The organism is Streptomyces griseus, assembly GCF_900460065.1.
In the GTDB taxonomy this organism is placed as follows: Bacteria; Actinomycetota; Actinomycetes; order Streptomycetales; family Streptomycetaceae; genus Streptomyces; species Streptomyces griseus.
The window spans coordinates 25,918-50,482 of record NZ_UAVD01000008.1; the positions used below are offsets into that span (position 1 = coordinate 25,918).

Consider the following 24,565-nt stretch of genomic DNA (forward strand, 5'->3'; position numbering starts at 1 on the left):
TGACGGTGGTGCCCGAGCCGGGTGGCGGCGACGTCCACGGCCGGGTGGCGGCGATATCCACAACCGGCGGGTAGTCCACAGGAACGGTCCCCTGATCCCCGGAACCCCGGCCTCCGGGCCATCGTGGCGTCATGCGCCTCCAGCCCGGCCCACGCCGCCCCTCCGCCCGCCGCCGCCCACCTCAGCTGCCCCTGGTGTTCCCGGTACTCCTGGTGCTCGTGGTGTACGTGCTGATCCCGGTGGGCCCCAGCGCCCCGGGTGGGTCCTCCCTCGCACCGGCCGGCGCCCTGGCGTCCGCACCGGCAGCGGACGCCGAGCCGACCCCCCGTGCGGGCGCCGCCGGGGACGGCGGCACGGCCGACGACAGGGACGGGGTCACGACCGGGGACGGGGACGGCGGCACGACCGGGGCCGGGGACGGGGACGGCGGCACGGCGGGCCACACCGGTGCCGACACGGGCACCGGCATCGACAGCGGCGCCCGGAGCTGGCCGTTGGCGGGGAGGCCCGCGGTGTTACGGGGGTGGGAGCCGCCCGCCGGTCCGTACGGGCCCGGCCATCGCGGCGTGGACCTCGCGGCGGGGCCGGGCGCCCGGGTGCTGGCGGCCGCCGACGGCCGGGTGTCGTTCGCGGGGCGGGTGGCGGGACGCGGGGTGGTCGCCGTCGAGGTGGCCGGCAGCGGTTCGCCACCGCTGCGCACCACGTACGAGCCGGTGCGGGCGCTGGTCGAGGAGGGCGTGAGCGTGCGGGCCGGGCAGCCGGTCGGGGTGCTGGAAGATGGGCCGTTCCACTGCGACGAGGGCTGTCTGCACTGGGGGCTCCGACGCGGGGACGCCTATCTGGACCCGCTCTCGCTGCTGCCGCCCGCCCTGCTGCGGAAGGGCCCCTCGCGGCTGCTGCCGGTGTTCGGGGTGCCGGAGCCGGTCGCCGTCCGGGTCAGCCGCGCACACCGCGCAGGACCATCGCGACGACGGTGTCCGCGATGACGCCCGGCTCCTCCGCGACACCCAGTTCGATACGGCGCACCGCGGCGTCGACCGAACCCTGCATGAGCATGGCGGCCAGCCTCGGCTGGGCGTGGCCGAGGTCGCCCAGCGCTTCGACGATCATGGCGATCAGCCCGCCGTGCGCGGCCCGGATCTTCTCCCGGGCCCCCGCGTCCAGCTCGCTCGCCGAGATCGCGACGACCGCGCGGTGGCGACGGTCCCCGACGAGGTCGAGCTGCCGGCGCACATACGCCTCGATCTTCGCCTCGGGCGTCTCGGCGCCCTGCATGGCGTTCTCGACCTCGGCCGCCCAGACGGGGAAGTCGACGGCGCACAGCTCCTCGACGACGGCGGCCCGGGAGCGGAAGTACTCGTACACGGAGGAGCGCGCGAGGCCCGTGCGCTCGGCGAGCGCGGGGAAGGTCAGCGCCTCCGTACCACCCTCGGACAGCAGGGAGCGCGCGGCGTCCAGGAGGGCGCCGCGCTGCATGGTCCGGTGCTCGGCCACGGAGGCCGCTCGAATCCTGGGCACGCCTCCACTCTACGGCGGCGGGCGTGCGGGGGAAGGGCACGGCCGCCGATCGGATGGCCGGAGAGTGCCGGGAAGAGGGCGTCAGCGGCCCGCGTCGGCCAGTTTCGCCCGGAGCTGGAGCACGGACTTGGTGTGGATCTGGCTCACGCGGCTCTCGGTCACCCCGAGGACGTTGCCGATCTCCGCGAGGGTGAGGCCCTCGTAGTAGTAGAGGGTCACCACGGTCTTCTCGCGGTCGGGGAGCGTGTTGATGGCCCGCGCGAGGAGTCTTCGCAGCTCACGGTCCTCGGCGACCTCCACCGGATTGTCGGCGGCGGTGTCCTCCAGGGTGTCCATCAGGCTCAGCCGGTCGCCGCCCTCGCCGCCGACGTGCAGCAACTCCTCCAGGGCGACCACGTTCGCCAGCGACAACTGGCTGAAAACAGCGTGCAGTTCCTCCAGCGCGATGCCCATCTCCGAGGCGACCTCGGCCTCCGACGGGGTACGCCGGAACTGCGCCTCCAGCGTGGCGTACGCGCGCTCCACGTTCCGCGCCTTCTGCCGCACGGACCGCGGGATCCAGTCCAGGGCTCGGAGTTCGTCGATCATCGCGCCGCGGATCCTGGTGATCGCGTACGTCTCGAACTTGATGGCCCGTTCGATGTCGAACTTCTCGATGGCGTCGATCAGCCCGAAGACTCCGGAGGAGACGAAGTCGGCCTGCTCGACGTTGGACGGCAGCCCCACGCTCACCCGGCCCGCGACGTACTTCACGAGCGGCGAGTAGTGCAGGATCAGCTGCTCCCGCAGTCGCTCGTCGCCCGTGGTCTTGTAGGAGCGCCACAACTCGTCGAGGGAGGAGGGGGCGGGAGGGCGCACGGTGCCACGCGCAACCGGTGGTACTGCCGCGCGGTCAGACCCGGAGGTGTGCTGGGGCATGTGGTGCCTTGAGCCGTTCTGCCGTGAAGTGCTGGGGGACTTGTGTCTGGGGCGGAATCCTTGTGAGCGTAGCGTGACTGTGACGTCGCGGTCCGCGCAGGAAAGGACATCCCTGCCGCCGGATCGCGTTCCGCCGTTCACGCCGCCCGCGCCCGTCGGAGGCCGGGACCGCCGCCGTGGACGCGGGCCGTGAACAGGTCACCGATCGATCGTGCGAGGTCACCGGCCTTACCTTTTCACCCGAATGCTCCAGGTCAAGTACCGCCTCGCCGCGCGTCGTCGTTGCGTGCCGGCGGAGGCGTCAATCGCCAGTCGTCGCCCTCGCGTTCGACGAACCCCAGTGAGTGCAGTTCGTACAGACGACCGAGTGTTTCGTCGGCGGACGTCCCCGCGGTGCGGGCGAGGTCACGGGGGTGGGCGACACCGTGGTAAGGGAGCGCGTCGAGGACCCGTGCGGTGACCGCGTCCAGGTGGTCCCTGGGCAGCACCGGGCCGCGGCGGACCGGCGGGAGGTCACCGATGTCCCCGACCAGCTCGACGACTTCGTCCGCGTCGGTGACGAGCAAGCCCTCGCCGCGCAACAGCTCGTGGACCCCGGCCGAGAGTCCGCTGGTGGCGGGGCCGGGCACCCCCATCGCGAAGCGGCCGAGCCGCTGGGCCCGGCGGGCGGTGACCAGCGAACCGCTGCGGTACTCGGCTTCCACCACGACCGTCCCCCTGGTCAGCGCGGCGATCACCCGGTTGCGCAGGACGAATCGGCTGCGGGTGGGGTGTGAGGACGGGGGCAACTCGGCCACGATGAGGCCCTGTTGCGCCAGCCGTCCGAGCAACTCGGCGTGCCCGCGCGGATAGGCGACGTCGACTCCGCAGGCCAGCACCGCCGTCGTCGCCCCGCCCGCGGCCAGTGCGCCGCGGTGCGCGGCCCCGTCCACCCCGAACGCCGCGCCCGACACCACCACCCAGCCCCGCTCGGCGAGCCCGGAACCGAGGGCCGCCGCCATGTGCGCCCCGTACGGGGTGCAGGCCCGCGCGCCGACCACCGCGACCGAGCGCAGGGACCACAGCCTCAGGTCGGGCCGCCCCCGCACCCAGAGCCCGACGGGGCGGGCGTCGCCCAGGTCGTCCAGTTGGCTCGGCCACTCCCGGTCCCCCGGGCAGACGAAGCGCCCGCCCACCGCGGCGACCGCGGCCAGGTCCCGGCCCGGCTCCGCCCCGGCGGCCCGCAGCCGGTAGCCCCCGAGCCGGGCGGCGGTCATCCCCGGCAGCCTCTCGGCGGAGCCGTCATCGACGGTGAGCCTCCGCATCAGCTCGACCGGGCCGGTCCGCCGGAGCCAGCGCCCCGCGCGCTCGTCCCCCGGCTCCAGCACCCTGGTCAGCGCGGCCCTGGCCAGCCGCTCCGCCTCCCGGCCCCGGTCCGAGCCCCGGCTCCGGTCCGGGTCCCGGCCGCCGCCCAGGTCCGGGTCCGGCTCCCGGTCAGCGTTCCGGTCCGGGGCCTGGCCATTCCCCAGATCCGGGTCCGCCTCCCGGCCACCGTCCCGGCCCGGGGCCGCCTCCCCCGTCCGCCCGGTCACCGCTGCCCCACCCCCATCGGCACCCCGCGCTGGATGCCCGTACGCAGTTCCAGGGCGACCGCCACGTCGGAGGCGTCCGGGCGGTCGGCGCCCCGCAGGTCCGCCACCGTCCACGCCACTCTCAGCACCCGGTCCAGCCCCCGGGCCGTGAGGGTCCCGCGCTCCAGATCCCGTTCCGCGGCGGCCAGGGCTCCCGGGGCCACGAGCAGCCGGGTCCGCAGCTCGTGGCCGGGCACCTCGCTGTTGGTGGTCCACGGGGTCCCGGCCAGCCGCTCGGCCGCGCGCGCCCTGGCGTCCCGCACCCGTGCGGCGACGACCTCCGTCGACTCGCCCCGGCCACCCCGCCCCAGGAGGTCCGCACGGTCGACCGGCTCCACCTCGACCCGCAGATCCACCCGGTCGAGGAGCGGCCCGGACAGCCTCGCCTGATAGCGGCGGACGACCGAGGGCGGGCACTCGCACCCCGCGCCGATGAGCGAGTGCCGGCCGCAGGGGCACGGGTTGGCGGCCAGCACCATCAGGAAGCGGGCCGGCAGCCGCACCACCCCCGCGGCCCGCGCGACCACCACATGACCCGACTCCAGCGGCTGCCGCAGCGCATCGAGGGCCTTGCCCGAGAACTCGGGGGCCTCGTCCAGGAAGAGCACCCCGCGATGGGCGAGGGACACCGCCCCGGGCCTCGGCATCCCGTTGCCCCCGCCGACCAGGGACTGCATGGTCGCCGAGTGGTGCGGCGCGCAGTAGGGCGCCCGGGAGACGAGCGGTTCACCCGGGGGGAGGAGGCCGGCCACGGAGTGGACCGCCGTCACTTCGAGGGATTCCTGCCGGGTCAGCGGCGGCAGGACCGCCGACAGCCGCTCGGCCAGCATGGTCTTGCCGGCCCCCGGCGGGCCGGAGAGCAGCAGGTGGTGTCCCCCGGCCGCGGCGACCTCCAGGGCCTGGCGCGGGCGGGGCTGGCCCGCGACGTCCGCCAGGTCGGGCCGGGGCCCGTCCCCCCGCCCGGCAGCCGGGGCGAGCCCCGTGCCGAGTCCCGTGCCCGGGATCATCAGCCCGGCCGGCAGGGCGTCGGGGCGTCCCCGCCCGTCGTCCGGCTCCTCGGGCACGGGTTCGTCGCACAGGACGGCGATGAGCTGGCGCAGGCTCCGGACGCCGAGGACCGAGACCCCCGGCACCAGGGCCGCCTCCCCGGCCGTCTGTTCGGGGACGACCACCTGCTCGTACCCGGCTTCGGCAGCCGCGAGGACGGCGGGCAGCACGCCCCGTACCGGACGGACCCGGCCGTCCAGACCCAGCTCGCCGATCATCACCACGTCGGCGATCGTGGCCGGGTCGATCCGCTCCGCCGCCCCGAGGACCGCACACGCGACAGCCAGGTCGAAACCCGAACCGCCCTTCGGCACGGAGGCCGGGGAGAGGCCGACGGTGAGCTTCTTCTGCGGCCACTCGGCACCGGAATTCACCCATTCCCTGATGATCTGATGTGTTCAAGCGCATCAGAAGGGGATCCCGTTGAACGAGTGGCATGTGGTGTGGGTACCGGATCAGGAGCGGTGGGGAACGCTGCCGGCTGAGGACGTCCTGGGGGGACAGGGCCTGCCGGAGGCAGTGGCCCGAATAGGTCTGCTGCCGGGCGACCCGGTGTACATCAGGCCGGACGGAACGGTGGACAGGGGTCTCCTGGATTTCGTACGGTCCGACGCATTCCGGAAACTGGAAAGGGAAACGAAGAGGAATTACGGAACGGATTATCGAACGCTACTGAACTCTCTCTTCTTGCGCGGGCTGTCGTGGCAACAGGCGACGCGTCAGGACCTGGCGGATTACCGGAACTGGCGATGTGACGCTCCGGGGAACCCTGAGCGGATCAGCGGGACGAAGTGGAACCGCGAGGCGGCGGCGTTCACGAAGCTGTTCAAGTGGGGGAAGGTCTACCCGCTGCCGGTGGACGTCTCCCAACGGGAGGACCGAGCTGCGGATTCGGTCAGTGCACGGGTGTCGTGGTTGACGCCACGAACCTGGGGTCTGTGGTCGGACGTCGGACTGCGTGGCCACACCCTCGCCCGGGTCGCGTCTCCGAGCTGGGAGTCGCGTACGGAGCTGCGGAACACCGCCTTCGTGCAGTTGCTGCTCAGTTCAGGGTTGCGTCGCCAGGAAGGCGGAGGCCTGCTGCTGTTCGAGTTGCCGACTCAGCGGTTGCGCCGCGGGCGGTACATGCACGGTCGTCTCGCGGGTGCGCTGACGAGGTCAAAGAACAGCCGAACGTACTACACCTCGGTGGACGCGGTGGGCCAGACCGAGGCTTACGTCCAGTCCGAGCGGGCCTGGGCGGTCCAGCGGGCCCAGGAGACGGGCCGCTACGAGCGACCCGCGGTGATGCAGCAGATGCTGCTGATCACCAAGGTGACTCACGGTTTGAAGCCGGAGGTGGAGTGGGTCGACCGCAACGGCGTGGTCAGCTCACAGGAGCTGAGCAGTCTGAAGTGGCGTATTCGGCAGTGGCTGTTCCTGGAGGGCCCCGACGGACCGGAGCCGGCATGGTTGTGGCTGACCGAGGAGGGCCTTCCGATGCTCCCGGACCGGTGGAACGGCGTGTTCAGGACGGCGAACCTGCGGTGTGAGCAGGTGCTACTCGGCGAGGAAGCTCGGAAGGCCACCCGGGACCTGCGGTTGGGGGAAGTGCAGAGCAAGAGTCCGTATGCCACCCCGCACTCGGCCCGGCACTCGTTCGCGCTCTTCATGCTGGTTCTGCTGAACGACCTGTATGAGAAGCGATACGGGCTCACCGCCAAGGACCGACGGGACTTCGCCCTTCTGTTCGGCGATCCTTGGTGGCTGGTGAAGACGCTGCTAGGGCACGCAGACGTGGAGACGACAAAACGGCACTATTTGGCTCCTGTGGCTCACCTGCAGCTGGAGTCGATCCTCGCCGCTGCGGACACCACCGATGAAGGCGAGGACATTGAGGACTTGAATGGGGTGTTCGCCCGGCTGGCCCGGGAGACGGCCGGCATCCAGGACATCGACGTAATCCTCGGGAAGACATCGTGAGCGGGCGGGGACGCAAGGCCGTCCTGCCGCCACCCAATCACCACGTCGATCTGCCGGTGGTCCCGGACGGCCTCGTGGTTACGGTCACGAACAAGGCCGGCTATATGAAGGACTGGGACTTCGCCGAACTGCCGTTGGCCGAGCCGATGCAGCGGTCGCTCGCTGCGTCGTTCGCCGTCCGGTCCCTCGGCTGGACCAGCCACAGCACGGCTAGGACCTGCTTCACCGGCCTTGAAATGTTCGCGAAGTTCGTCGCCGGTCTGGACAGTCCACCGGATGATCTCGACGGGCTCACCGTGACCGCCCTGCAGAGTTGGCGGGATCTACATATCAACACCAACAGCGGTAAGACCACACTGCGTGTCGTCCGAGGCATTCTGCAGGGGGACGCTCGGCTGGATGGCGGGCCTGTGGCAGACGAACTGGCGCGACGGATTCCGAAGCCGGTGCCGAGCAAACAGTCCTACGGGGACAGCGAGCGGGACCGGGTGGTACTGACGGCTCAGCGTCAGTTCCGGTCGGCTTGGCTGCGGATCACCGAGAATTCGCGGCTGCTGAACAGATGGCGTGCGGGCGACCTCGCCGAGGACAGCCGGGAGTGGAGGATCGGGCAGGTCCTCGACCACATCGCCCGTACCGGAGATGTTCCCCGCACAGTCCTGCCGGGCGGTCTGCGGCACGTGACACATCGCAAGTTGCTGGGCGGCTCGAGTCTGGAGAAGACCTGGGGGCGGTTGTTTCTGACCCATTCCGAGCTCACCGCACTGGCCGTGCTGCTGACTGACCGGTTCGCATGGAACCTGTCGGTCTACGACCGGATTCCGACGCCGACGACGAGCCCGTCGGTCGGCGAGACAGCCTCGGTGACCTATCAAGTCCAGGTCGAGAAGCGCAGAACCGGCTGGGGACGGTGGTTCTCCACGGAGAACGTCACGGACTCCGGGGCCGACTCTCCGGGGCGGCTGATATCTCAGGCCATGGAAGCCACCGCTCACGCACGCATGCTCGCCAACGAGCTGAAGCCGGGGACCAACCTCTTCATGGCGGCTCGCGACTATCACCTGGAGCCGGAGCACACGGATCTGGACCGTCCCGCCCCGGTGGGCCCCATATCCTTCGGCATTTCCATCGGGATGGCTCAGTACTGGGCCGAGAAGCATGGACTGGGCGGGTCGCCGTTCGGGCGGGTCCGCCGGACCACGGTGACTGATGAGGGCCGCCCCCTGCAGCACACCCAGGGCACACACGAGAGCGTCTATGTACTGCCGGACAAGCGGGTCCAGCGTGCTTCCCGGGACGTGTTCGCGGACGGTGCTGTCGAAGCATGGGAGCAAGCCCGTGCTGTCGTCTTCGGCGGGAAGATCGCGGACAAGCCAGATCCGCAGCATCAGGAGACCGCGACGGCGGACTGCGAAGACGAGGAGACCAGCCCATGGCCAGCTCCCGAGGGAGGCTGCGGGGCGGATTTCCTGCTCTGTCTGGCCTGTTCCAACGCGCATGTCCATCCCGGCCACCATCCCCGGCTCGCGCACTTGCACCAACAGATCGTGAGCCTGCGCTCCGCCACGGATAACCGCGTGTTCCGTGAACGCTGGAAAGATCCTCTGCTGCGGCTGGAGGACCTCCGCGACGACGACAAAAAGGTGGGCCCGGCCGCCTGGGATGCCGCCCTGGGCCGCGTCAGTGATGCCGACCGCGATGTTGTCCAGCTCCTGCTGAAGGGAGACCTCGCTCCGTGACCAGCCTCGCTGCCGAATACGACCCGTACATCCTGCCCATGCCCGTCCCGGACAGCCCGGTGGTGCTGGCCGAGTGGATCAGCCCCGGCAATACGCACGACAACGCCCGCTATGAGGACCCCGTCTGGCCTCTGGCGCCACTCATCGACAATCCCGGCACCATCCTGTGCTCGATCTTGTGGAGGAATTGCCCGGCACCTCTGCTGGGCGAGTTGAAACTCGTGACCTGGACGATGCTCAACGGACGACTTCGGCCCACCTACCTCAAGGGCCGTGGGGTCCAGGCGCGGGGCAGGACGTCCGCCTCCGACATGCGGGACACCTGCAATGAGTGGATGCGGCTGGCACGTTGGCTGCATGAGCGTCGCTTCACCAGCCTCGCTGACTGCACCGAAGAGGTGTGGCGTGCCTACCTGCCCGAGCGTTGGAAGGACGGCGTCTCCCGCGACTACGCAGAGAAGATATGCATTGCCCTGTCGGACCTGTGGGCTTTTGACCAGCTCAGCGCCTGCCCTGGCAATGTCACCCGACCTCCGTGGGAGGTCGAGGGTGTCGATGACTTCCTTCCCGCGGCCGACGGCTCGGCATCCGGGGAGAACAGCAGGGAGCCGCTCGATCCGCAGACCCTAGGGCCGTTGCTGATCTGGGCGATCCGCTTCGTCGATGACTTCGCCGACGACATCCTCGCCGCCTGGGCCGAGAGGCGACGTCTGGTCGCCGTGGCCGCCGCGAACGTGGCTGTCCCCGAGGGCTTGACCGCCCTTGCGGATCGCCTGCTGCCTCTCGTCGAGCAGGGTGAAGCCCTCCCGGCGATCCGGATGCACGGCAAGATGTGCCTGGCCCGCACCTACATCTCCGCGCTCACCGGTGCGAGCCTGGGCCAGGTCGGCCGCTTCTCCGAGCGGCACCGGCTCGCGGACTTGGCCGACGAGCAGCCCGGCCCGTGTCCTTTGCAGGTGCCGGTTACCGGGCGGATCGATGGGATGCCCTGGCGCACGCACATGGACTTCGATGAGGCCCCCGAACTAATGCGGCACCTGGGCACCGCCGCAATGATCATCTGTCTGTACTTGACCGGTATGCGTCCGCAGGAAGTACAGGGCCTACGTTCGGGCTGCTGCCCCGAGCCTGAACCTGGCGCCGATGGCACACACGGCCGGCACCTGATCCGCAGCTGGCACTACAAGAACGTCACCGATTCCGACGGCAACCTGGTCTCAGCAGGCGAGGAACGCGAGGTCCCCTGGGTGGCTATCAGCCCGGTCGTCCACGCCATCCGTGTCCTCGAACGGATGGTGCCGCCGGGAGAGCTTCTCCTGAGCGCCGCCCACCACGATTTCGTTCAGCAACGCGGCCACCACGGGGCACTGAAGCACCAGGGTTTGAGCACCCGGGTTGAGGACTTCGTGAGCTGGATGAACCGCGAAGCGAAGGCCCAAGGACTGACTGACCAGATCATCCCCTCGGACCCTCACGGGGCGATCGGGCTGGCCCGTTTCCGGCGCACGCTGGCCTGGCACATCGCCCGGCGCCCCGGCGGACTGGTCGCGCTCGCGATCCAGTACGGGCACATGCGGACGGTCCTGGATGCCCGGACCTCCAGCGGCTACGGATCCCGAAGCCGCGGGGGTATCCACAGTGTGCTCGATGTCGAGACCGCGCTCGCAGCGGCAGACACCGCCGCCCAGCTGCGTGACCGCATGGCGGCCGGGGAGAAGATCTCCGGCCCCGCCGCCCGGCGGGCGGTCACCGCCGCCGCGACGACGCCGCGGTTCGAGGGCCGGATCGTTACCACGAAGTTCGCGACGAAGGCCGCCAAGTTCCTCGCCCGCGACGGCATTGTGCTCTACGACAACCCGGACTCGTTTCTGATCTGCGCGTTCAAGCACGACAACGCACTCTGCGAACCCGAGCCGAGTGCGACCGCACCAAGGCAGTACGCCTGCCAGCAAGGCTGCGGCAACACCGTCCGCACCGACACCCACGCACAGCAGATGCGGGAGAAGGCCGACGAGATCGACCTCAAGGCCACCTTCGTCCCGGAAAAGCTCGCCAAGAGACTGCGTCGCAATGCCGACAACTTCCGCAAGATGGCCGACGCCCATGACGCCACCGCCCAGACCGCCGAGGCCATGATATGAACCAGCACCTGGACGAACGCACCCGCATCCGCGAGGCGATGGACCGACTGCTGGCCGAAAAGGCCACCGCCTCCAACGGCAGCTTCACCGTCGCCGCGCTCGCCGCCGAGGCCGGTGTCCACCGCATGGCCCTCTACAAGCGGCACTCGGACCTGAAGAACGAGTTCGAAGCGCGCGTCCGCACCGAAACCAAGCAAATGCCTGAGCCGGAGAGACGACTGCGGGAGAAGGTCACCCAGCTGGAGAAGACCATCACCAACCAGAACGACGAGCTCAAACACCTCCGCGAGTTGGTGACCCGGCTGACGCTCGCCCAGGCCGTCCTCACCCAGCGCACCGGATCGACCACTCGACCCACGGCAGTCCCGAATCCGACCGGAGACAACGTCGTCCCCTTCCGGCCACCCAGCACATGACATCGGCAGGCCGTTGCTCCCTGGCAGGGGCTGAAGGGGCCGAAGTCTCCGCAAAGAGAAACAGCCCGGAAAAATCCACACTGCTTTTCCTTGAATGAGCTCTCTGAGACATGCAAGGAAAGCAGAGCTCCATCACTACGAGTGACCGGAAGCTTCCCTAGCGCCCCGCCCACTCTTGCCTGCGCTGGTACTGATGCAGTTGCAGTCAGACATCGAAGCCCTCGGGCCGAACAGCCTGCCGGGCCTTGGAAGAATCAGCTTCACGCTGATTCTTCCAAGGCCCCAGCACCATTACCACGGGCCGACTACTCGTCCTCGTCAAGTTCGCTGCCAGGCGGAAGCTGGGACTGCTGGCCAGCCACTTCGATCAGCCGGTAGCGGCGCTGGCTCCGCTTGCCCGCGAGCGAGCGTAGGACAAAGCTCTCGAGTGCCACCTCGACCTCCTGGTCCAAGTGATCTCTCACGACGCTGACCAGGGAATCGTCCACGAATCCGTGGATCTCACTGCCGGTCGGAGGCTCGAAATAGAAGATCTGCCGCCGGGTCCGCAACCCATCGAGGCGCCCCTGCAGCCGGATGACCTCCCGCTCTTCACGAATGACGCCAAGGCGCTCGCGAAGCGTTACCGCCTGGCCGGCGGAGAGCACGGAGGAAATCCGTTCGCCGGTCCCTCGCTGGACAGTAAGACTGATATCGAGCTTCGGGTTCGGGAGATCCTGAATCAGATCCGCCACCGCCCGACGCATCACCGGGGACGCACTCAGCAACGAGTCCATCGACGCTTCATCGTCGTGACTCTCGGGCAGGGCCCGAACCAGCTCAACCGCACCGATCTCAGCCCAGGACACGCCAGCCGGAGCCAAATCGTCCTCGCCCTCCTCAGGCACCGCAATATGAGGCTGCAGATCCACAATGATCGAACCGGCTGCGGAAGCAGCGACATCGAGCCGGGCGAAGGCAAGATCCAACGGCTGCAACCTCACGACATCGGCGCGACGGACACGTCGGGCCTTGGCCAAACGAGCCACAGCCTTCTGCACACGCTGGAGGAAATCGCCCACCTCATGAGCGGCGATGAGCCCCCCACTGTCGGGGTTGGCGAGCCGGAAGTTGAAACCCGGTGATCCAGCATCTGTCTGCAGCAGACCAAGGCCGCTGAACTTCTCTGCCGAAGCCTGAAGGCCCGCCCTGGTGAGCCGGGAGAGCGGATCGCTGCCCTCGGTCGTCTGAAAGGCACGGACGTACTTGTCTCGAAGATCGTTACTCACCAGCTCACCTCCAGATATCCCTTAACCACCCCAGGGACGGGTTGCCCGTCGGGTCCTTTCACGCTGGACCACAGGGTGTCCCAATACTGCTCCTGCTCAGGGACACCAGCAACGACAGGGAAGCCATCTATGAGGCCGCCCATGGGCTGAACGCGCTCAGCCCACTCCACGGGCCCACCATGAACCTCCACCTGCTTCAGAGTGAGCAGAGGAACAAGCCTCTCAACGTCCTTCTCGGTCAGATTCAGGCTTCGGTCAATGAAAACCGCAAGGTCCAGGTCCGCCGGCGGGGCTTGCTTGTGGGTGCAAAATCCACCATCCACCCAAAACGTTCCCCGCTCAAGAACATCCTGGACCAAGTCTGCATACAGCTCAAAAGCTCGGAAAATACGACCGCGATGCTCGGCGTGCGGAGCCTGCTCCACGAAGATCTCTTTGATCTCGGCCAACGTCGCAGCGTGACGACCAGGCGGCAGCAAACCACCGTCTGTGAGCGCTGGTATCACAGTCCCCCCTCACGTCGGCTCGCGCCGATGTTCCCTGCCCCAGGCGATCACCCTACCTAGGGGGCTCAGCGCCAGAAATAGGAACGTCAGTATTGCGAGGTAATCAGCACCTCAGGCTCCCCCTCGGGACCCTTACGAGGTGGAGATCACACGCGGCTCGGGGGCTGCGAGGTCACGTCGAGGACCTGGCCCACCTGGTCAAGAGGGAGAGAACACCGGGAGACCGCGGTTCTCTGCATGCCCGCGAAGCCCCCCGTCGTAGGTCACGAAGCTCGTCAGAGACGGTCCCAGCATCAGTGCACTCGCGAGGTGAATCGCGTCCAACGACTTGATGTTGAACTCCTCAAGCGCCCCGGCCTCTTCGAGGAGGGCAAGGTCGAGAGTCACCAGATCAGTCGCGTTGAGGCGCTTCTCAGCAGCCTCAAGCAGTCTGGTGAACGTCAAGTCATCGATAAGAAGCTGCCCTTGAGGTCCGCAGCGTGCTCGCCGAATGACTCGCATAATCTCGGTCACAGCGAGATCCGAGGTGACCTGTCGCTGCTGGGGACGCTCTTCGAGGAAGGCAACCAGAGCATCGGTGTCCTTCTCCCGCTTGATCAGCTTGACCAACGCGCAGGAGTCCAGATAGATCAAGTGCGTTCCCCGTCGCGCGCCTCACTCAACAACTCGCTCAGCGGCCTCTCCATGCCGTCAACATCGATCGGCTCAATCGGAGCAGGCGTCCCACGTCGCAGGCGCCCTTCCCTCAGCAAAACATCAAGGTGTTGCTCAGCCTCGGTCGCCGGCATCAGCCACCCCACGACCTTGCCGTGACTAGTAACTCGGGCGACTTCCCCCCTCGCCGCCAACTCACCCAGGACCTTCCCAGGGTTCCTCAAAGCCCTGACCGGAACTTCGATGGCAGACATGATCTCTGTGATCCGAGCGCGTAGGGGTCTGAACGTCTCAGTCCCTAGCCCTTCGAGCATCGCCGCACTGACCAAGAGGTCTCTGTCAGGTGGTCCGAAGCTGCGCCCAGCAAGCTTGTCAAGGCCAGGCAGAACCGGCTGGGACACCTGCGCCGCAGCGACAGCGTCGCGGAGGCTACTCGGAAAATCCAAGCTCCAGCCTCGCTCACGCACATGCTTCGCCTGAACAAGCAGCAACCGTGCGTCCGAGGGGGTGGCATCACCATCCTCGCCCTGAGCACGCAATCCGAGCGCAAGCACCAAGTTATGCCCGCCAACCACGAAGTCATCGGGGAGCTCGCGATCGAAGCCTAGGGCCTCCATCGTCTCGGGATGGAGGTCGACAGCCAAGCTCTCTACGATACCCGCAGGAATTTGGTCGAGCGCGTCTCGCACTCTCGAGAGAAAAGCATTCCGAATTGCGCGCGCGGCTTCAGACTCGTCCGCCCTGCCCTCCAGGCGGGCGATCGATCCCGGGACACGCTCGTCCTCAGCCACGCATCCACAGTAGTCCTGTCAGACGGTTCCCGCGAGCGTCTGACAAGACGGCCATCGAGACATCGGAGATCTGAACACATCAACTTGACAGGGAAGACCACGGCGGCCCGCACCCGGTCCCGGCTCTCGACCAGGCTCTTGTCCGGCAGGCCGACCAGGGTGAAGGCCGCCACGCCCGGTTCCAGGTCCGCCTGGACCTCCACCACCACGCCCTCGACGCCGACCAGCGCCACGGAACACGCTCGGGCGAAACCCATCAGGACACCCCCCGGGCGTGCTCCGTGACCGGGGCTCCGCGCCGGGGCACGAGCACACCGACCAGGTCGATGCGGACCCCGCCGGGCGGTGGCCCGCCGTGCCGGTCGAGCCAGATCTCGGCGAGCCGTCTCAGCCGGTCGGCCTTGACCGGACCGACGGCCGCCATGGGGTGTTCGAACCCCGGTGACCTGCGCGTCTTCACCTCGCAGAAGACCAGGGCGTCGCCGTCCCTGGCCACGATGTCGATCTCTCCGGCGCGACAGCGCCAGTTGCGCTCGATCACCGCCATACCGGCTTCGGCCAGCAGCCGCGCCGCCAGATCCTCGCCGTACCGCCCGAGTGCCCCCCGTGCGTTCATATCGGCACCACCTCCGGTACCGACTGTGACCCGGCCCGCCGGAAGATGTGGATCTTGGTGGAAAACTCCGCGCATGTGGAAAACCCGGCCACCCACACGGGTGACCGGGTCGTTCCTGCGACGCGCGTATCGGGGGCCCGGCACCGGGCAGCGCGGGATCAGCCTCCCGGAAGTTCCAGATCGCTCTTGTTGAGCTCTTCGATGTTGACGTCCTTGAAGGTCAGCACGCGGACCTGCTTGACGAACCTCGCGGGCCGGTACATGTCCCAGACCCAGGCGTCCGCCATGGACACCTCGAAGAAAACCTCACCCTGGACGGAGTGCACCTGCATCTCGTAGTCGTTCGTGAGGTAGAAGCGCCGTTCGGTCTCGATCACATATTTGAACAGACCGACGACATCGCGGTACTCCCGGTAGAGCTTCAGCTCCATCTCGGTCTCGTACTTCTCGAGGTCCTCGGCGCTCATGGCATGTTTCCCCTTCAGCCGTGCGTGCCCCCCATTGTGCGTCAGCCTCCGGCGCCCTTGGACGATTAGACGATTTCGGGGGCCAGAACCAGCGGATCGCACGGGGGACCCTCGTCGAGGAGCGTGCGGAGCAGCTCGGCGAGTCTGGTCGGGTACACCGTCTCACGCGTCGCGAGCAGTTCGGCGGAAGTCCACCACCTCAGACCGGCGACGCTGCGCAGCTCCAGGTCGGTGAGGCCCTGCGGGGCCGTCGCGGTCCGTGTCGTACGGGCCAGGTAGTACCACTCGTCCTGGTCCCAGCGCCGCCCGTCGAACGGGAAGGAACAGATCCGGGTCCAGAGCAGCGGGCCCAGTGCGATGTCCGTGATCCCGGTCTCCTCCGCCAGTTCGCGGCGGGCCGCCTCCTCCCGGGTCTCCTCGCCCTCCAGGCCCCCGCCCGGGGTGAACCACCAGGTGTCGGCCGGGTCGTCCGGCTCATGGCCGTGGAGCAGCAGGACGCGGTCGTCGGGGTCCAGGAGGACCACCCGGGCGACCCTGCGGGCCCCGGAGGTCATCGGGCCACCCCGGCCGGCGCCCTCCGGCGGGCGAGGCGCGCCGCCACGGGCCCGTACACCGCACCGGCGAGGATCAGCACGACCCCCGCCACGATCGCACCCAGCTGGAAGCGCAGCGGCCCGGCCGCGGACACCCCGCCGGGCAGCTCGGCGAACGAGGAGGGCCGGTCGATCATGCCGTTCATCGGCCAGGCCACCGCGTCCACTCTGGCCCGCACCGCGCTCAGCGGCACGGAGCCCTGGCCGCCGTCCTGGAGGTGGACGCGGGAGTCCAGCGAGGTGGCCCGTTCGTCGCCGAGAAGGAAGATCTGGCCCTCGGGCACGGTGGCCGAGAAGTCCTGCGGCGAGGCCGGGGCCTTCTCGCCGGGGGCGGCCGTGCCCCGGGCGAGGTAGGGCTCGTCGACGGGGGTTCCGTTGACGGTGAGCCGTCCGTCACCGTCGCAGCAGGCCACCTTGTCGCCGCCGATCCCGACGACGCGCTTGACCATCGGTGTGGCGCCCCAGACCTGGTCGGTGAAGACCACCACGTCACCGCGCCGGACGTCGGCGCCGTCTATCCGCTCGGCGAGCACCCGGTCACCGGGCTTCACCGTGGGGGACATCGAATCGGTCGGGACCGTGTACGGCTGGTAGACCACCGCCGCCCAGACGAAACCGCCGAGGAAAAGCACACAGCCGACGGCCACGGCCAGGCCCGACACCATGGCGCCGAGCCGGCCGCGGCCGTCGTCCTTGCTTCCTGTACCGCTCATCCCAGCGCTCCCCCGTCGGAGATCGACAATCGCTGATCCGAGTCGGCACCCTACCCGGCGGTACGCCCGGCGGTCAGCCTCCGGCGGCGCCACAACACGAGGGGCACCGCTCCGGCTACGCCCAGTGCCGCCGGCGCCATCGCGGCGGCCGCGTTCAGACCGGGCTGGTCGAAGGTGTCCGGGACCGGGAGGGTCGCCCAGCGGCCCAGCGGCCAGGCGACGACGACGGCACGGCCGACGACCTCGTCGGTGGAGACCGTGCCCTGCCCCGGGAGCTCCTGGTGGTAGCGCGAGTCCAGGGAGTTCTGCCGGTGGTCGCCCATGACGAAGATCCGGCCGTCCGGCACCTTGATCGGGCCGAAGGGCTTGTCGTTGCACGGGGTGTTCCCCGGGAAGATGAACGACTTCTCGTCCAGGCTCTTCCCGTTGACCGTGACCGGTCCGTTCTCCTTGCACTCCACGGTGTCGCCGCCGACCGCGATGACCCGCTTGATCAGGTCCTTCTCCTCGGAGGACGGCATCAGACCGATGAAGCTCAGGAACTTCTGCACCGCGTTGGGCTCCGGGGTCACGGTGTCCTCCAGCCAGCCGCCCGGGTCGTGGAAGACCACGACCTCGCCGCGCTCCGGCTCCGAGCCGAACCACGGGGTCAGCTTGTCGACCAGCACCCGGTCACCCCGCTGCAGCGTGTTCTGCATGGAGTCCGAGGGGATCGAGAACGCCTGGACCAGGAACGTCTTGATCAGCAGCGCCAGAACCAGCGCGATGCCGACGAGCAGCGGAAGCTCCAGCCAGAAGGAACGTTGCCTCCTGGCCGGCCTGTCGCCGTCGCCCGGGGGGTCGCCCTCACCCTCCGGCGGGACCGCCGCCCCGCCCGCGGGAGACTCGTCGCGCTCCGGCCGGTCCTCGGGTTCGTCGCGTCCGGATCGTGCGCCGACCGCCAAATCCCCCACATCCACTCCTCAGTACGTGCCACTGCCCGCGCCGGATCCGGTGCAGGCCCACCACTCCCATAACGAGCGGGAGTTCCGCAGGGGTCGGGAGCCGGACCATTCCATCGGGATCCGGAGGTGCCACACTATTCGACGGGGCCGCAGCCGCCGCCCGCGATGCGCGCGCGTCCGGGACCCCGCCGAAGGCATCGCGTTGTTCCAGGGTGCTCCAGTGGCCGAACGGCCAGGCGATCACGACGGCCCGCCCCACGACCTCCTCCTCCGAGACGGTGCCCCGGTCGGGTCCGTCGAGGTGGAAGCGGGAGTCGGCCGAGTCGGACCGGTGGTCCCCCATCATGAACAGCCGGCCCGGGGGGACCTTCACCTCGAACGAGATGGTCGAGGGCCGGTCGTCGGGGTGGAGGTACGTCTCGGCCAGCGGTACGCCGTTGACGGTGACCCGGCCGTCCTCGCCGCAGCACTTCACGGTGTCGCCGCCGACCGCGATGACCCGCTTGATCAGGTCCTGCTCGTCGTCGGACGGCAGCAGTCCGATGAACGTCAGCAGTTCGGTGACCTGCTTGACGCCGATCGGCGGGTCCTCCTGCTCCCCGGGGTTCTCCTGCTGGAGCCAGCCTCCGGGGTCCTTGAACACGACGACGTCGCCGCGCTGCGGCTTCGAACCGAACCACGGCGTCAGCTTGTCCACGAGGACCCGGTCGCCGATCCGGATGGTCTGTTCCATCGACCCGGACGGGATGACGAACGCCTGCACCAGGAACGTCTTCAGGACGAGCGCGATCAGCAGCGCCACGACGACGAGGACCGGTATCTCCCGCACCGCGGACCCGCGACGCCTGCGCCGGACCTTCTTGGCCAGCCGGCGGCGTTCCGCCCGGGTGGGCAGGGAGCGCGGCCCGGTGGGCCCGCTGCCGGTCGGCGGGGCCGCGCCGGGGTCGGTTGCGCCGCGCGGACGCCCGCGGTTACCCATGCGCCGCGCCGGGCGCCCGTACGCGGTCGAAGGCGCCGGTCCCCTCCAGCGAACCCGCCCGGGCGGGCGGCCAGCCCAGCCAGTCCACCCGGCCCGTCACCCGCTCGACGGGGACCATCCCGCCGCCCGGCGATCCCAGGTGGTCCCGGGAGTCGCTGGAGCGGCTGCGGTGGTCGCCCATCATCCACAGGGCGCCGGCGGGCACCAGGATGTCGAAGGGCACCCGGGAGGCGGTGTCACCGGGGTACAGGTACGGCTCGTCCACCGTCACGCCGTTGACCGCGAGCCTGCCCCGCGCGTCGCAGCAGACGACGCGGTCGCCGCCCACGCCCACCACCCGCTTCACGAAGTCGGTGTCGGCGGGCTCCGTGAGCCCCAGGGAGGAGGCCGCCCCGCGGACCAGCCCGGTCAGCGGGTTCGCGTCGGGGTCCTCCCGCACGAACGAGCCGGTGCCGTCGAAGACGACCACGTCGCCGCGCTCGGGCCCGTCGCCGGAACGGTAGGCCAGCTTGTTGACGAGAACCCGGTCACCGACCTTCAGCGTGGGCTCCATGGAGCGGCTGGGGATCAGGAACGGCTGGACCACGTAGGAGCTGAACAGCAGCAGGAGGACGGCGGCCACGACCACCCCGGTGAGCACCCGCCGCCAGGACAGGACGGAGACGACACGGTCCCGAACACGCGAAAAGCGCGACCGCTCCCCGGACCCCGCGTCGGGGTCCGGGGAGCGGTCGCGCTCCGAGTGCTGTGCTTGCGTGTCCATCGCGGCCGAAGCTTATCCGGCCATGCTGTGGACGGGTCACCCCCAGGGGGATGACCGGGCGACAGCTCAGTTGTCGCGCTTCTCCTTGATCTTCGCGGCCTTGCCGCGCAGCTCACGGAGGAAGTACAGCTTGGCGCGGCGGACGTCACCGCGGGTGACGAGCTCGATCTTCTCGAAGATCGGGCTGTGCACCGGGAAGGTGCGCTCGACGCCGACGCTGAAGGAGACCTTGCGGACCGTGAAGGTCTCGCTGACGCCCGAGCCCTGGCGGCGGATGACAACACCCTTGAACTGCTGGATACGGGAGCGGTTGCCCTCGATCACGCGCACGTGGACGTTGACGGTGTCACCGGGGCGGAACGCCGGGACGTCCGAACGGAGGGTGGCGGCGTTGACGCCATCGAGCAGGGAAGCCATGGTTTCTGCTTTCTTCGCCGATGCCACAGGTCATCGACGGGATATCGAGAGGAGTTCGGAGTGCTGATCGCGTCGGGCGGGCGTCTTTCCCCCTGTGGCAGGGGCGCACACCGGACGTACAGCAGCGGCCTATTCTTCCACGGCGGTGGGCCTGCGCCAAAATCGGCCGCCGGGCTCCGGTGCGAAGCCGAGGATGGAGAGGATCTCGCGGTCCTTCTTGTCGAAGGCGCTCGCCTCGCACCGCTCGATCAGATCGGGCCGGTTGAGGGCGGTCCGGGCGAAGGCCTGGTCGCGCCGCCAGCGGGCGATCTTCCCGTGGTGACCGCTGAGCAGGACGTCCGGGATGGCGCGGCCGCGCCACTCGGGCGGCTTGGTGAAGACCGGGCCCTCCAGGAGGTTGGCCATGGCGCCGGGGGCGAAGGAGTCGTCCCGGTGGGACTCGGCGTTGCCGAGGACGCCCGGCAGCAGCCGGGCCACGGCCTCGGTGATCACCAGGACGGCCGCTTCCCCGCCGGCCAGCACGTAGTCCCCGATGGAGACCTCGACGACCCGCAGCCGGGTGGCGTACTCGTCGATCACCCGGCGGTCGATGCCCTCGTACCGTGCCGGGGTGAAGAGGAGCCACGGCTCGGTGGAGAGTTCGACGGCCAGTTCCTGGGTGAACGGCCGGCCGCTGGGCGTGGGCACGACGAGCACCGGGGAGTGCGCCCCGGCCTCGTAGCCGTCGGCCAGGGACGTGTCGAGCGCCTCGCCCCACGGCTCGGTCTTCATGACCATGCCCGGCCCGCCGCCGTAAGGGGTGTCGTCGACCGTGTTGTGCCGGTCGTACGTCCACTCCCGCAGGTCGTGGACGTGGACGTCCAGCACGCCGCGGGCGCGGGCCTTGCCGACGAGGGAGACGTTCAGCGGTTCCAGGTACTCCGGGAAGATCGTGACGACGTCGAGCCGCATCAGGCGTCGCCCTTCGGCGCCTCGGCCTCGTCACCCGAGGCCGCTTCGCCGGTCTCCTCGTCGCGGGAGGAGGCGACCACGGCCTCGCTCTCGTCGATCAGGCCGGGCGGCGGGGTGATCACCGCGCGCTGCTCCTCCAGGTCGATCTCGGTGACGATCTCCTCCACGAAGGGGATCATCACCTCGCTGCCGTCGGGGCGCTCCACGATGAACAGGTCCTGCGAGGGCAGGTGCGAGATCTCGGTGATCCGGCCGATCCCGGTGCCGTCGGCGAGCACCACGTCGAGGTCGATCAGCTGGTGGTCGTAGAACTCGTCCTCCTCCTCGGGCAGTTCGTCCGGGTCCACCTCGGCGATCAGGAGGGTGTTACGGAGGGCCTCGGCGCCGGTGCGGTCGCGTACGCCCTCGAAGCGCAGCAGGAGCCTGCCGCTGTGGACCCGGCCCGCCTCGACCGTCAGCGGGCCCGTCGCCGCCGGTTCGGTGGCCAGGACGGCGCCGGGGCCGAGCCGCAGCTCCGGCTCGTCCGTTCGTACCTCGACGGTGACCTCGCCCTTGATGCCGTGGGCGCGGCCGATCCGCGCGACTACCAACTGCACGCTGTTCTCCGATTGGTGGGTGGGGGACGTCGGCCGGTCACGGAAACGTCCGGAAGGCCCGGGTGGCCGACGACAAAGGCCGGGGACGGCCCGAAGGCCCTCCCCGGCCCTGGCCGGTGTTCAACTCGCTGATCAGCGAACCTGGTCCACATCGACGAGGTCGACGCGGATCCCACGGCCGCCGATGGCACCCACGACCGTGCGCAGGGCGCGAGCGGTGCGGCCGTTGCGGCCGATCACCTTGCCGAGGTCGTCGGGGTGGACCCGGACCTCCAGCACGCGCCCGCGACGCAGGGTGCGCTCGGCAACCTGTACGTCGTCGGGGTTGTCGACGATGCCCTTCACGAGGTGCTCGAGAGCCTCCTCGAGCATGCTCAGGCCTCGGTCGACTCGGTGGACGCGGAGGCCTCGGCCGCCTCGTCCGCCTTCTTGTCGGACTTCTTGGCCTTGGGCGTGATGGCCTCGCCCTTGGCCTCGTCACCGTCCGAGGACAGCGCCTCGAACAGCGCGCGCTTGTCAGCCTTGGGCTCCGGCTGCAGCAGCGGCGCGGGGGCCGGGAGGCCCTTGTGGGCCTGCCAGTCACCGGTGAGCTTCAGGATCGCGAGGACCGGCTCGGTCGGCTGGGCGCCGACGGACAGCCAGTACTGCGCACGCTCCGAGTTGACCTCGATGCGCGAGGGGTTCTGCACCGGGTGGTACAGGCCGATCTCCTCGATGGCCCGGCCGTCACGGCGGGTACGGGAGTCGGCGACGACGATGCGGTAGTGAGGCGAACGGATCTTGCCCAGACGCTTCAGCTTGATCTTGACTGCCACGGAAGTGGTGTCTCCTGGTCTCAGACGTGGTTGGGCACAACGTGATGCCACGTGGGGTTGCGGTACTCGGAGTGCCCGATGGACGCGTCAGCCGGAGGAGAGAGGGGTCCTGTGCGACTGTCGAGTACAGCTAGCCATTGTGCCACACCACATCGGCTCACCCCACCGCGACCGCCGCTTCCGGAATCCGGAACGGCTTGCCGCAGCCGCCGCAGACGATCGGCGCCTGCGCCAGGACCGACGGGACGACGCGGACGTTGCGTCCGCAGTCGCAGACGGCCTTGACCCGCACGCCGCCCCCGGAGGAACCGTGCCGGGCGGCAGGTCCGCGGAAGGAGCGCTTGGTGTCGGCGGCGGTGGCGACGGTGTGCGCCTTGAGGGCGCGCTGCAGCCGTTCGGTGGTCGGACGGTACCGGCGCTTGGCTTCCGGATTCAGCGTGACCAGCGAGAATCCGCTGCTGGGGTGGGGTTCCTCGGCATGGTCGAGGCCCAGCTCCTCGGCGATCGCGAGGAAGCGTCGGTTGTGGTAGCGGCCGGCGCGGGAGGTGTCTCGGACTCCTCTCGCGGCGGCGATGCCGTGGACTGCCTCATGGAGCAGTCGCTCGAAGGAGAGCTCGGCGCCACAGGCGGACGAGGACTCTCCGATCAGGGACTCGGGCGCGGCAAGATCGGGCAGCTCGGGGTGGTACCGCTGAATGTCGGCCCACGCCTGTGCCAGCTCTGCGGCAAGTACAGGTGGTGTCGTGCTCACGTCGTGACAACGAGCCCGAGGGCCCCGGTGTTCCTATTCCGGGGCATCCCAAATAATTTGCACGTACCAGTCAGTTGCCCTTGATGCGTCCGGACGCGGGCGGGTGCGCAGAACTGCGGAGAAGACGCACAGCTCACACCAAGGTGGTGCACAGGGCGCGGGGCGCACGGCGGCGCGGACGCGAGGTGCGCGGGCGGCCGGGGCTCCTGACGAATCCGCCCGCGAGACTACCCGTCCCACCGTTCGACGTGCCCGGCGCGGGGTGTCGGGTAAGACTGGTCGGAGAGCAGACGTGGGACGGGGCGCACGAACGGGGCACGCAAGCACTGCTCCACACCCTCTGGACGGAACGGCGGATGCGCAGTTCTCTGGCTACGGGGTGCGGAACACACGCACACGGGGGACGTCCACTCGGCATGACCGACCTCTTGGCGGATTGGGGCACTTTCCATGACACCCACGCTCGTCCGGAACCAGCCGGCCTCCGATGCCTCCGCGCCGGCGGACGCCGGTACCCGCGCACGCGACTGGGCCGAGATCCAGGAACGCATGCTCGCGCCGCTGTACGAGGCGGTGTACGACCGGATGGAGGTCGGGGCCGCCACCCGGATGCTGTCCCTCGGCTGTGGCTCCGGCCTGGCGATGCTCGGCGCGGCGGCCCGGGGAGCGCACGTCACGGGTGTGGACTCCGATCGTGAGCGCCTGGCGCTGGCCCGGGCCCGGCTGCTGTCCGACGCCGACTGGGACGGAACGCCCGCGCACTCCCCGCGTCCGGCGCGCCCTCGGGCCCGGCTGCTGGAGGACGGGCAGCCCGCGCCGGCCGGGGCGGACGGCGCCCCGTACGACCTGATCACAGTCTTCGAGCCGATCGGCTGCGCGGCCGGGGACTCCGAGGGGCTGGTGCCGGCGCTGCGGTCGGCCGTGCCGCTGGCGGTCAGGGGCGCCTCGGTGGTGCTGACGGGATGGGGTCCGCCGGAGCGCTGCGCCACGGCAGCGGTGCTGCGGGTGGCCGCCCGGCTGGCGGAGTCCGCGCGTCCGCCGCGTACCGACCCGGGCAGGTGGCGGCCGACGCTGCGGGACGATCTGGAGGACGTGGCGGCGCGGGCCGGGCTGAAGCCGGACGGTTCGGGGCGGGTGTCCTGCCCGTTCGGCTACGCGGACGTGAACAGCGCGGTGCGCGGTCTGCTGTCCACGGGTCTCTTCGACGCCGCCGTCCGGGCCACGGACCGCTCCCAGGTGGAGAAGGAGGTCGCGGAGGCCCTGCATCCGTACCGGCGGCAGGACGGCACGGTGTGGATGCCGAACGTCTTCCGCTATCTGGTCTGTGTGACCTGAGCGGGCGCGCTTCCGGACACGCGTAAGGGGCGCCCTTGAGAGAGGGCGCCCCTTA

Annotated in this window: 27 protein-coding genes and 1 pseudogene; 6 read left to right on the top strand and 22 right to left on the bottom strand. The window is 69.5% G+C overall.

Going from position 1 to position 24,565, the window contains the following annotated elements; all coding sequences use genetic code 11:
• The first annotated feature begins 131 nt into the window (after nt 1–131).
• The gene (locus tag DTB53_RS04540) at nt 132–986 is read left to right on the top strand and encodes a murein hydrolase activator EnvC family protein (protein WP_012378830.1); all 855 of its coding nucleotides are present in this window, start codon (nt 132–134) and stop codon (nt 984–986) included.
• On the opposite strand, the gene DTB53_RS04545 is transcribed toward DTB53_RS04540, so the two are convergent.
• The 4 genes from DTB53_RS04545 to DTB53_RS04565 all read right to left on the bottom strand — a co-directional run bounded on the left by DTB53_RS04545 (nt 937) and on the right by DTB53_RS04565 (nt 5,467).
• Complete coding sequence (locus tag DTB53_RS04545; protein ID WP_030704907.1) at nt 937–1,494, bottom strand: TetR/AcrR family transcriptional regulator; 558 nt, start codon at nt 1,492–1,494, stop codon at nt 937–939. The genes DTB53_RS04540 and DTB53_RS04545 overlap by 50 nt on opposite strands.
• 105 nt (nt 1,495–1,599) lie before the next feature.
• The gene (gene whiG, locus DTB53_RS04550) at nt 1,600–2,436 is read right to left on the bottom strand and encodes an RNA polymerase sigma factor WhiG (RefSeq protein WP_003965944.1); all 837 of its coding nucleotides are present in this window, start codon (nt 2,434–2,436) and stop codon (nt 1,600–1,602) included.
• 254 nt (nt 2,437–2,690) lie between these two features.
• Nucleotides 2,691–3,803, bottom strand: a complete 1,113-nt coding sequence (gene dprA, locus DTB53_RS04555; RefSeq protein ID WP_078562791.1) for a DNA-processing protein DprA — start codon at nt 3,801–3,803, stop codon at nt 2,691–2,693.
• A gap of 200 nt (nt 3,804–4,003) precedes the next feature.
• A complete protein-coding gene (locus DTB53_RS04565) occupies nt 4,004–5,467 on the bottom strand; it encodes a YifB family Mg chelatase-like AAA ATPase (RefSeq protein WP_012378832.1) in 1,464 nt (487 codons plus the stop codon).
• Between the two features lie 49 nt (nt 5,468–5,516).
• Between DTB53_RS04565 and DTB53_RS04570 the strand changes: the two genes are divergently transcribed.
• From DTB53_RS04570 to DTB53_RS04585, 4 genes are read left to right on the top strand one after another with little or no spacing between them, the layout of a single operon-like run.
• Nucleotides 5,517–7,055: a site-specific integrase gene (locus tag DTB53_RS04570; RefSeq protein WP_042495982.1), complete on the top strand. Its 1,539-nt coding sequence runs from the start codon at nt 5,517–5,519 to the stop codon at nt 7,053–7,055.
• On the top strand, nt 7,052–8,794 hold the full coding sequence (locus DTB53_RS04575) for a hypothetical protein (RefSeq protein ID WP_012378834.1): 1,743 nt from the start codon (nt 7,052–7,054) through the stop codon (nt 8,792–8,794). Before DTB53_RS04570 ends, DTB53_RS04575 begins: the two co-directional genes overlap by 4 nt.
• Complete coding sequence (locus DTB53_RS04580; RefSeq protein ID WP_012378835.1) at nt 8,791–10,935, top strand: site-specific integrase; 2,145 nt, start codon at nt 8,791–8,793, stop codon at nt 10,933–10,935. Before DTB53_RS04575 ends, DTB53_RS04580 begins: the two co-directional genes overlap by 4 nt.
• Entirely contained in the window at nt 10,932–11,351 is a 420-nt protein-coding gene (locus tag DTB53_RS04585; RefSeq protein ID WP_012378836.1) for a hypothetical protein, read from the top strand. Before DTB53_RS04580 ends, DTB53_RS04585 begins: the two co-directional genes overlap by 4 nt.
• A 305-nt stretch (nt 11,352–11,656) precedes the next feature.
• Here DTB53_RS04585 and DTB53_RS04590 read toward each other — a convergent pair whose 3' ends face one another.
• From DTB53_RS04590 to DTB53_RS04675, 18 genes and pseudogenes are all read right to left on the bottom strand, one after another.
• Nucleotides 11,657–12,619 carry a hypothetical protein gene (locus DTB53_RS04590; protein ID WP_042495984.1) on the bottom strand — a complete coding sequence of 321 codons (963 nt, stop codon included), beginning with the start codon at nt 12,617–12,619 and terminating at the stop codon, nt 11,657–11,659.
• Nucleotides 12,616–13,125, bottom strand: coding sequence for a DUF6932 family protein (locus DTB53_RS04595; RefSeq protein WP_372455142.1), 510 nt, complete (start codon nt 13,123–13,125; stop codon nt 12,616–12,618). Before DTB53_RS04595 ends, DTB53_RS04590 begins: the two co-directional genes overlap by 4 nt.
• A 198-nt stretch (nt 13,126–13,323) precedes the next feature.
• Complete coding sequence (locus DTB53_RS04600) at nt 13,324–13,758, bottom strand: type II toxin-antitoxin system VapC family toxin (protein ID WP_012378840.1); 435 nt, start codon at nt 13,756–13,758, stop codon at nt 13,324–13,326.
• Nucleotides 13,755–14,570 carry a hypothetical protein gene (locus DTB53_RS04605; RefSeq protein ID WP_012378841.1) on the bottom strand — a complete coding sequence of 272 codons (816 nt, stop codon included), beginning with the start codon at nt 14,568–14,570 and terminating at the stop codon, nt 13,755–13,757. Before DTB53_RS04605 ends, DTB53_RS04600 begins: the two co-directional genes overlap by 4 nt.
• A gap of 95 nt (nt 14,571–14,665) precedes the next feature.
• A pseudogene (locus tag DTB53_RS37265) lies at nt 14,666–14,827 on the bottom strand (magnesium chelatase domain-containing protein); the annotation flags it as partial.
• The gene (locus DTB53_RS04615) at nt 14,827–15,186 is read right to left on the bottom strand and encodes a YraN family protein (RefSeq protein ID WP_003965947.1); all 360 of its coding nucleotides are present in this window, start codon (nt 15,184–15,186) and stop codon (nt 14,827–14,829) included. The pseudogene DTB53_RS37265 and the gene DTB53_RS04615, both read right to left, overlap by 1 nt.
• A gap of 158 nt (nt 15,187–15,344) precedes the next feature.
• The gene (locus DTB53_RS04620) at nt 15,345–15,653 is read right to left on the bottom strand and encodes a DUF2469 domain-containing protein (RefSeq protein WP_003965949.1); all 309 of its coding nucleotides are present in this window, start codon (nt 15,651–15,653) and stop codon (nt 15,345–15,347) included.
• 65 nt (nt 15,654–15,718) lie between these two features.
• On the bottom strand, nt 15,719–16,207 hold the full coding sequence (locus tag DTB53_RS04625; protein WP_003965950.1) for an NUDIX hydrolase: 489 nt from the start codon (nt 16,205–16,207) through the stop codon (nt 15,719–15,721).
• Nucleotides 16,204–16,959: a signal peptidase I gene (gene lepB / locus DTB53_RS04630; protein ID WP_003965951.1), complete on the bottom strand. Its 756-nt coding sequence runs from the start codon at nt 16,957–16,959 to the stop codon at nt 16,204–16,206. The genes DTB53_RS04625 and lepB (DTB53_RS04630) overlap by 4 nt, the downstream gene beginning before the upstream one ends.
• 50 nt (nt 16,960–17,009) lie before the next feature.
• Entirely contained in the window at nt 17,010–17,903 is an 894-nt protein-coding gene (lepB, locus tag DTB53_RS04635; protein ID WP_012378842.1) for a signal peptidase I, read from the bottom strand.
• Entirely contained in the window at nt 17,806–18,882 is a 1,077-nt protein-coding gene (lepB, locus tag DTB53_RS04640; protein ID WP_012378843.1) for a signal peptidase I, read from the bottom strand. The genes lepB (DTB53_RS04635) and lepB (DTB53_RS04640) overlap by 98 nt, the downstream gene beginning before the upstream one ends.
• Nucleotides 18,875–19,645, bottom strand: a complete 771-nt coding sequence (gene lepB, locus DTB53_RS04645; protein ID WP_012378844.1) for a signal peptidase I — start codon at nt 19,643–19,645, stop codon at nt 18,875–18,877. Before lepB (DTB53_RS04645) ends, lepB (DTB53_RS04640) begins: the two co-directional genes overlap by 8 nt.
• Nucleotides 19,646–19,711: 66 nt before the next feature.
• Nucleotides 19,712–20,062 (bottom strand): 50S ribosomal protein L19, encoded by a 351-nt coding sequence (rplS, locus tag DTB53_RS04650; protein WP_003965955.1) that lies wholly within the window; start codon nt 20,060–20,062, stop codon nt 19,712–19,714.
• 129 nt (nt 20,063–20,191) lie between these two features.
• Nucleotides 20,192–21,013 (bottom strand): tRNA (guanosine(37)-N1)-methyltransferase TrmD, encoded by an 822-nt coding sequence (gene trmD, locus DTB53_RS04655; protein ID WP_012378845.1) that lies wholly within the window; start codon nt 21,011–21,013, stop codon nt 20,192–20,194.
• Nucleotides 21,013–21,609 carry a ribosome maturation factor RimM gene (rimM, locus tag DTB53_RS04660; RefSeq protein ID WP_003965957.1) on the bottom strand — a complete coding sequence of 199 codons (597 nt, stop codon included), beginning with the start codon at nt 21,607–21,609 and terminating at the stop codon, nt 21,013–21,015. Before rimM ends, trmD begins: the two co-directional genes overlap by 1 nt.
• Nucleotides 21,610–21,741: 132 nt before the next feature.
• Nucleotides 21,742–21,981: an RNA-binding protein gene (locus DTB53_RS04665; RefSeq protein WP_003965959.1), complete on the bottom strand. Its 240-nt coding sequence runs from the start codon at nt 21,979–21,981 to the stop codon at nt 21,742–21,744.
• 2 nt (nt 21,982–21,983) lie between these two features.
• Nucleotides 21,984–22,424, bottom strand: a complete 441-nt coding sequence (gene rpsP, locus DTB53_RS04670) for a 30S ribosomal protein S16 (RefSeq protein ID WP_003965960.1) — start codon at nt 22,422–22,424, stop codon at nt 21,984–21,986.
• A gap of 157 nt (nt 22,425–22,581) precedes the next feature.
• Entirely contained in the window at nt 22,582–23,175 is a 594-nt protein-coding gene (locus DTB53_RS04675) for a hypothetical protein (RefSeq protein WP_003965961.1), read from the bottom strand.
• A gap of 450 nt (nt 23,176–23,625) precedes the next feature.
• Between DTB53_RS04675 and DTB53_RS04680 the strand changes: the two genes are divergently transcribed.
• Nucleotides 23,626–24,510 (top strand): class I SAM-dependent methyltransferase, encoded by an 885-nt coding sequence (locus DTB53_RS04680; protein ID WP_012378846.1) that lies wholly within the window; start codon nt 23,626–23,628, stop codon nt 24,508–24,510.
• The last annotated feature ends 55 nt before the right edge of the window (nt 24,511–24,565 follow it).

Coding starts and splice junctions, on each gene's coding strand:
- DTB53_RS04540 (WP_012378830.1), top strand. CDS start 132: ATGCGCCTCCAGCCCGGCCCACGCCGCCCCTCCGCCCGCCGCCGCCCA.
- whiG (WP_003965944.1), bottom strand. CDS start 2,436: ATGCCCCAGCACACCTCCGGGTCTGACCGCGCGGCAGTACCACCGGTT.
- DTB53_RS04585 (WP_012378836.1), top strand. CDS start 10,932: ATGAACCAGCACCTGGACGAACGCACCCGCATCCGCGAGGCGATGGAC.
- DTB53_RS04615 (WP_003965947.1), bottom strand. CDS start 15,186: ATGAACGCACGGGGGGCACTCGGGCGGTACGGCGAGGATCTGGCGGCG.
- DTB53_RS04620 (WP_003965949.1), bottom strand. CDS start 15,653: ATGAGCGCCGAGGACCTCGAGAAGTACGAGACCGAGATGGAGCTGAAG.
- DTB53_RS04625 (WP_003965950.1), bottom strand. CDS start 16,207: ATGACCTCCGGGGCCCGCAGGGTCGCCCGGGTGGTCCTCCTGGACCCC.
- lepB (WP_003965951.1), bottom strand. CDS start 16,959: ATGAGCGGTACAGGAAGCAAGGACGACGGCCGCGGCCGGCTCGGCGCC.
- lepB (WP_012378843.1), bottom strand. CDS start 18,882: ATGGGTAACCGCGGGCGTCCGCGCGGCGCAACCGACCCCGGCGCGGCC.
- lepB (WP_012378844.1), bottom strand. CDS start 19,645: ATGGACACGCAAGCACAGCACTCGGAGCGCGACCGCTCCCCGGACCCC.
- rplS (WP_003965955.1), bottom strand. CDS start 20,062: ATGGCTTCCCTGCTCGATGGCGTCAACGCCGCCACCCTCCGTTCGGAC.
- trmD (WP_012378845.1), bottom strand. CDS start 21,013: ATGCGGCTCGACGTCGTCACGATCTTCCCGGAGTACCTGGAACCGCTG.
- DTB53_RS04665 (WP_003965959.1), bottom strand. CDS start 21,981: ATGCTCGAGGAGGCTCTCGAGCACCTCGTGAAGGGCATCGTCGACAAC.
- DTB53_RS04680 (WP_012378846.1), top strand. CDS start 23,626: ATGACACCCACGCTCGTCCGGAACCAGCCGGCCTCCGATGCCTCCGCG.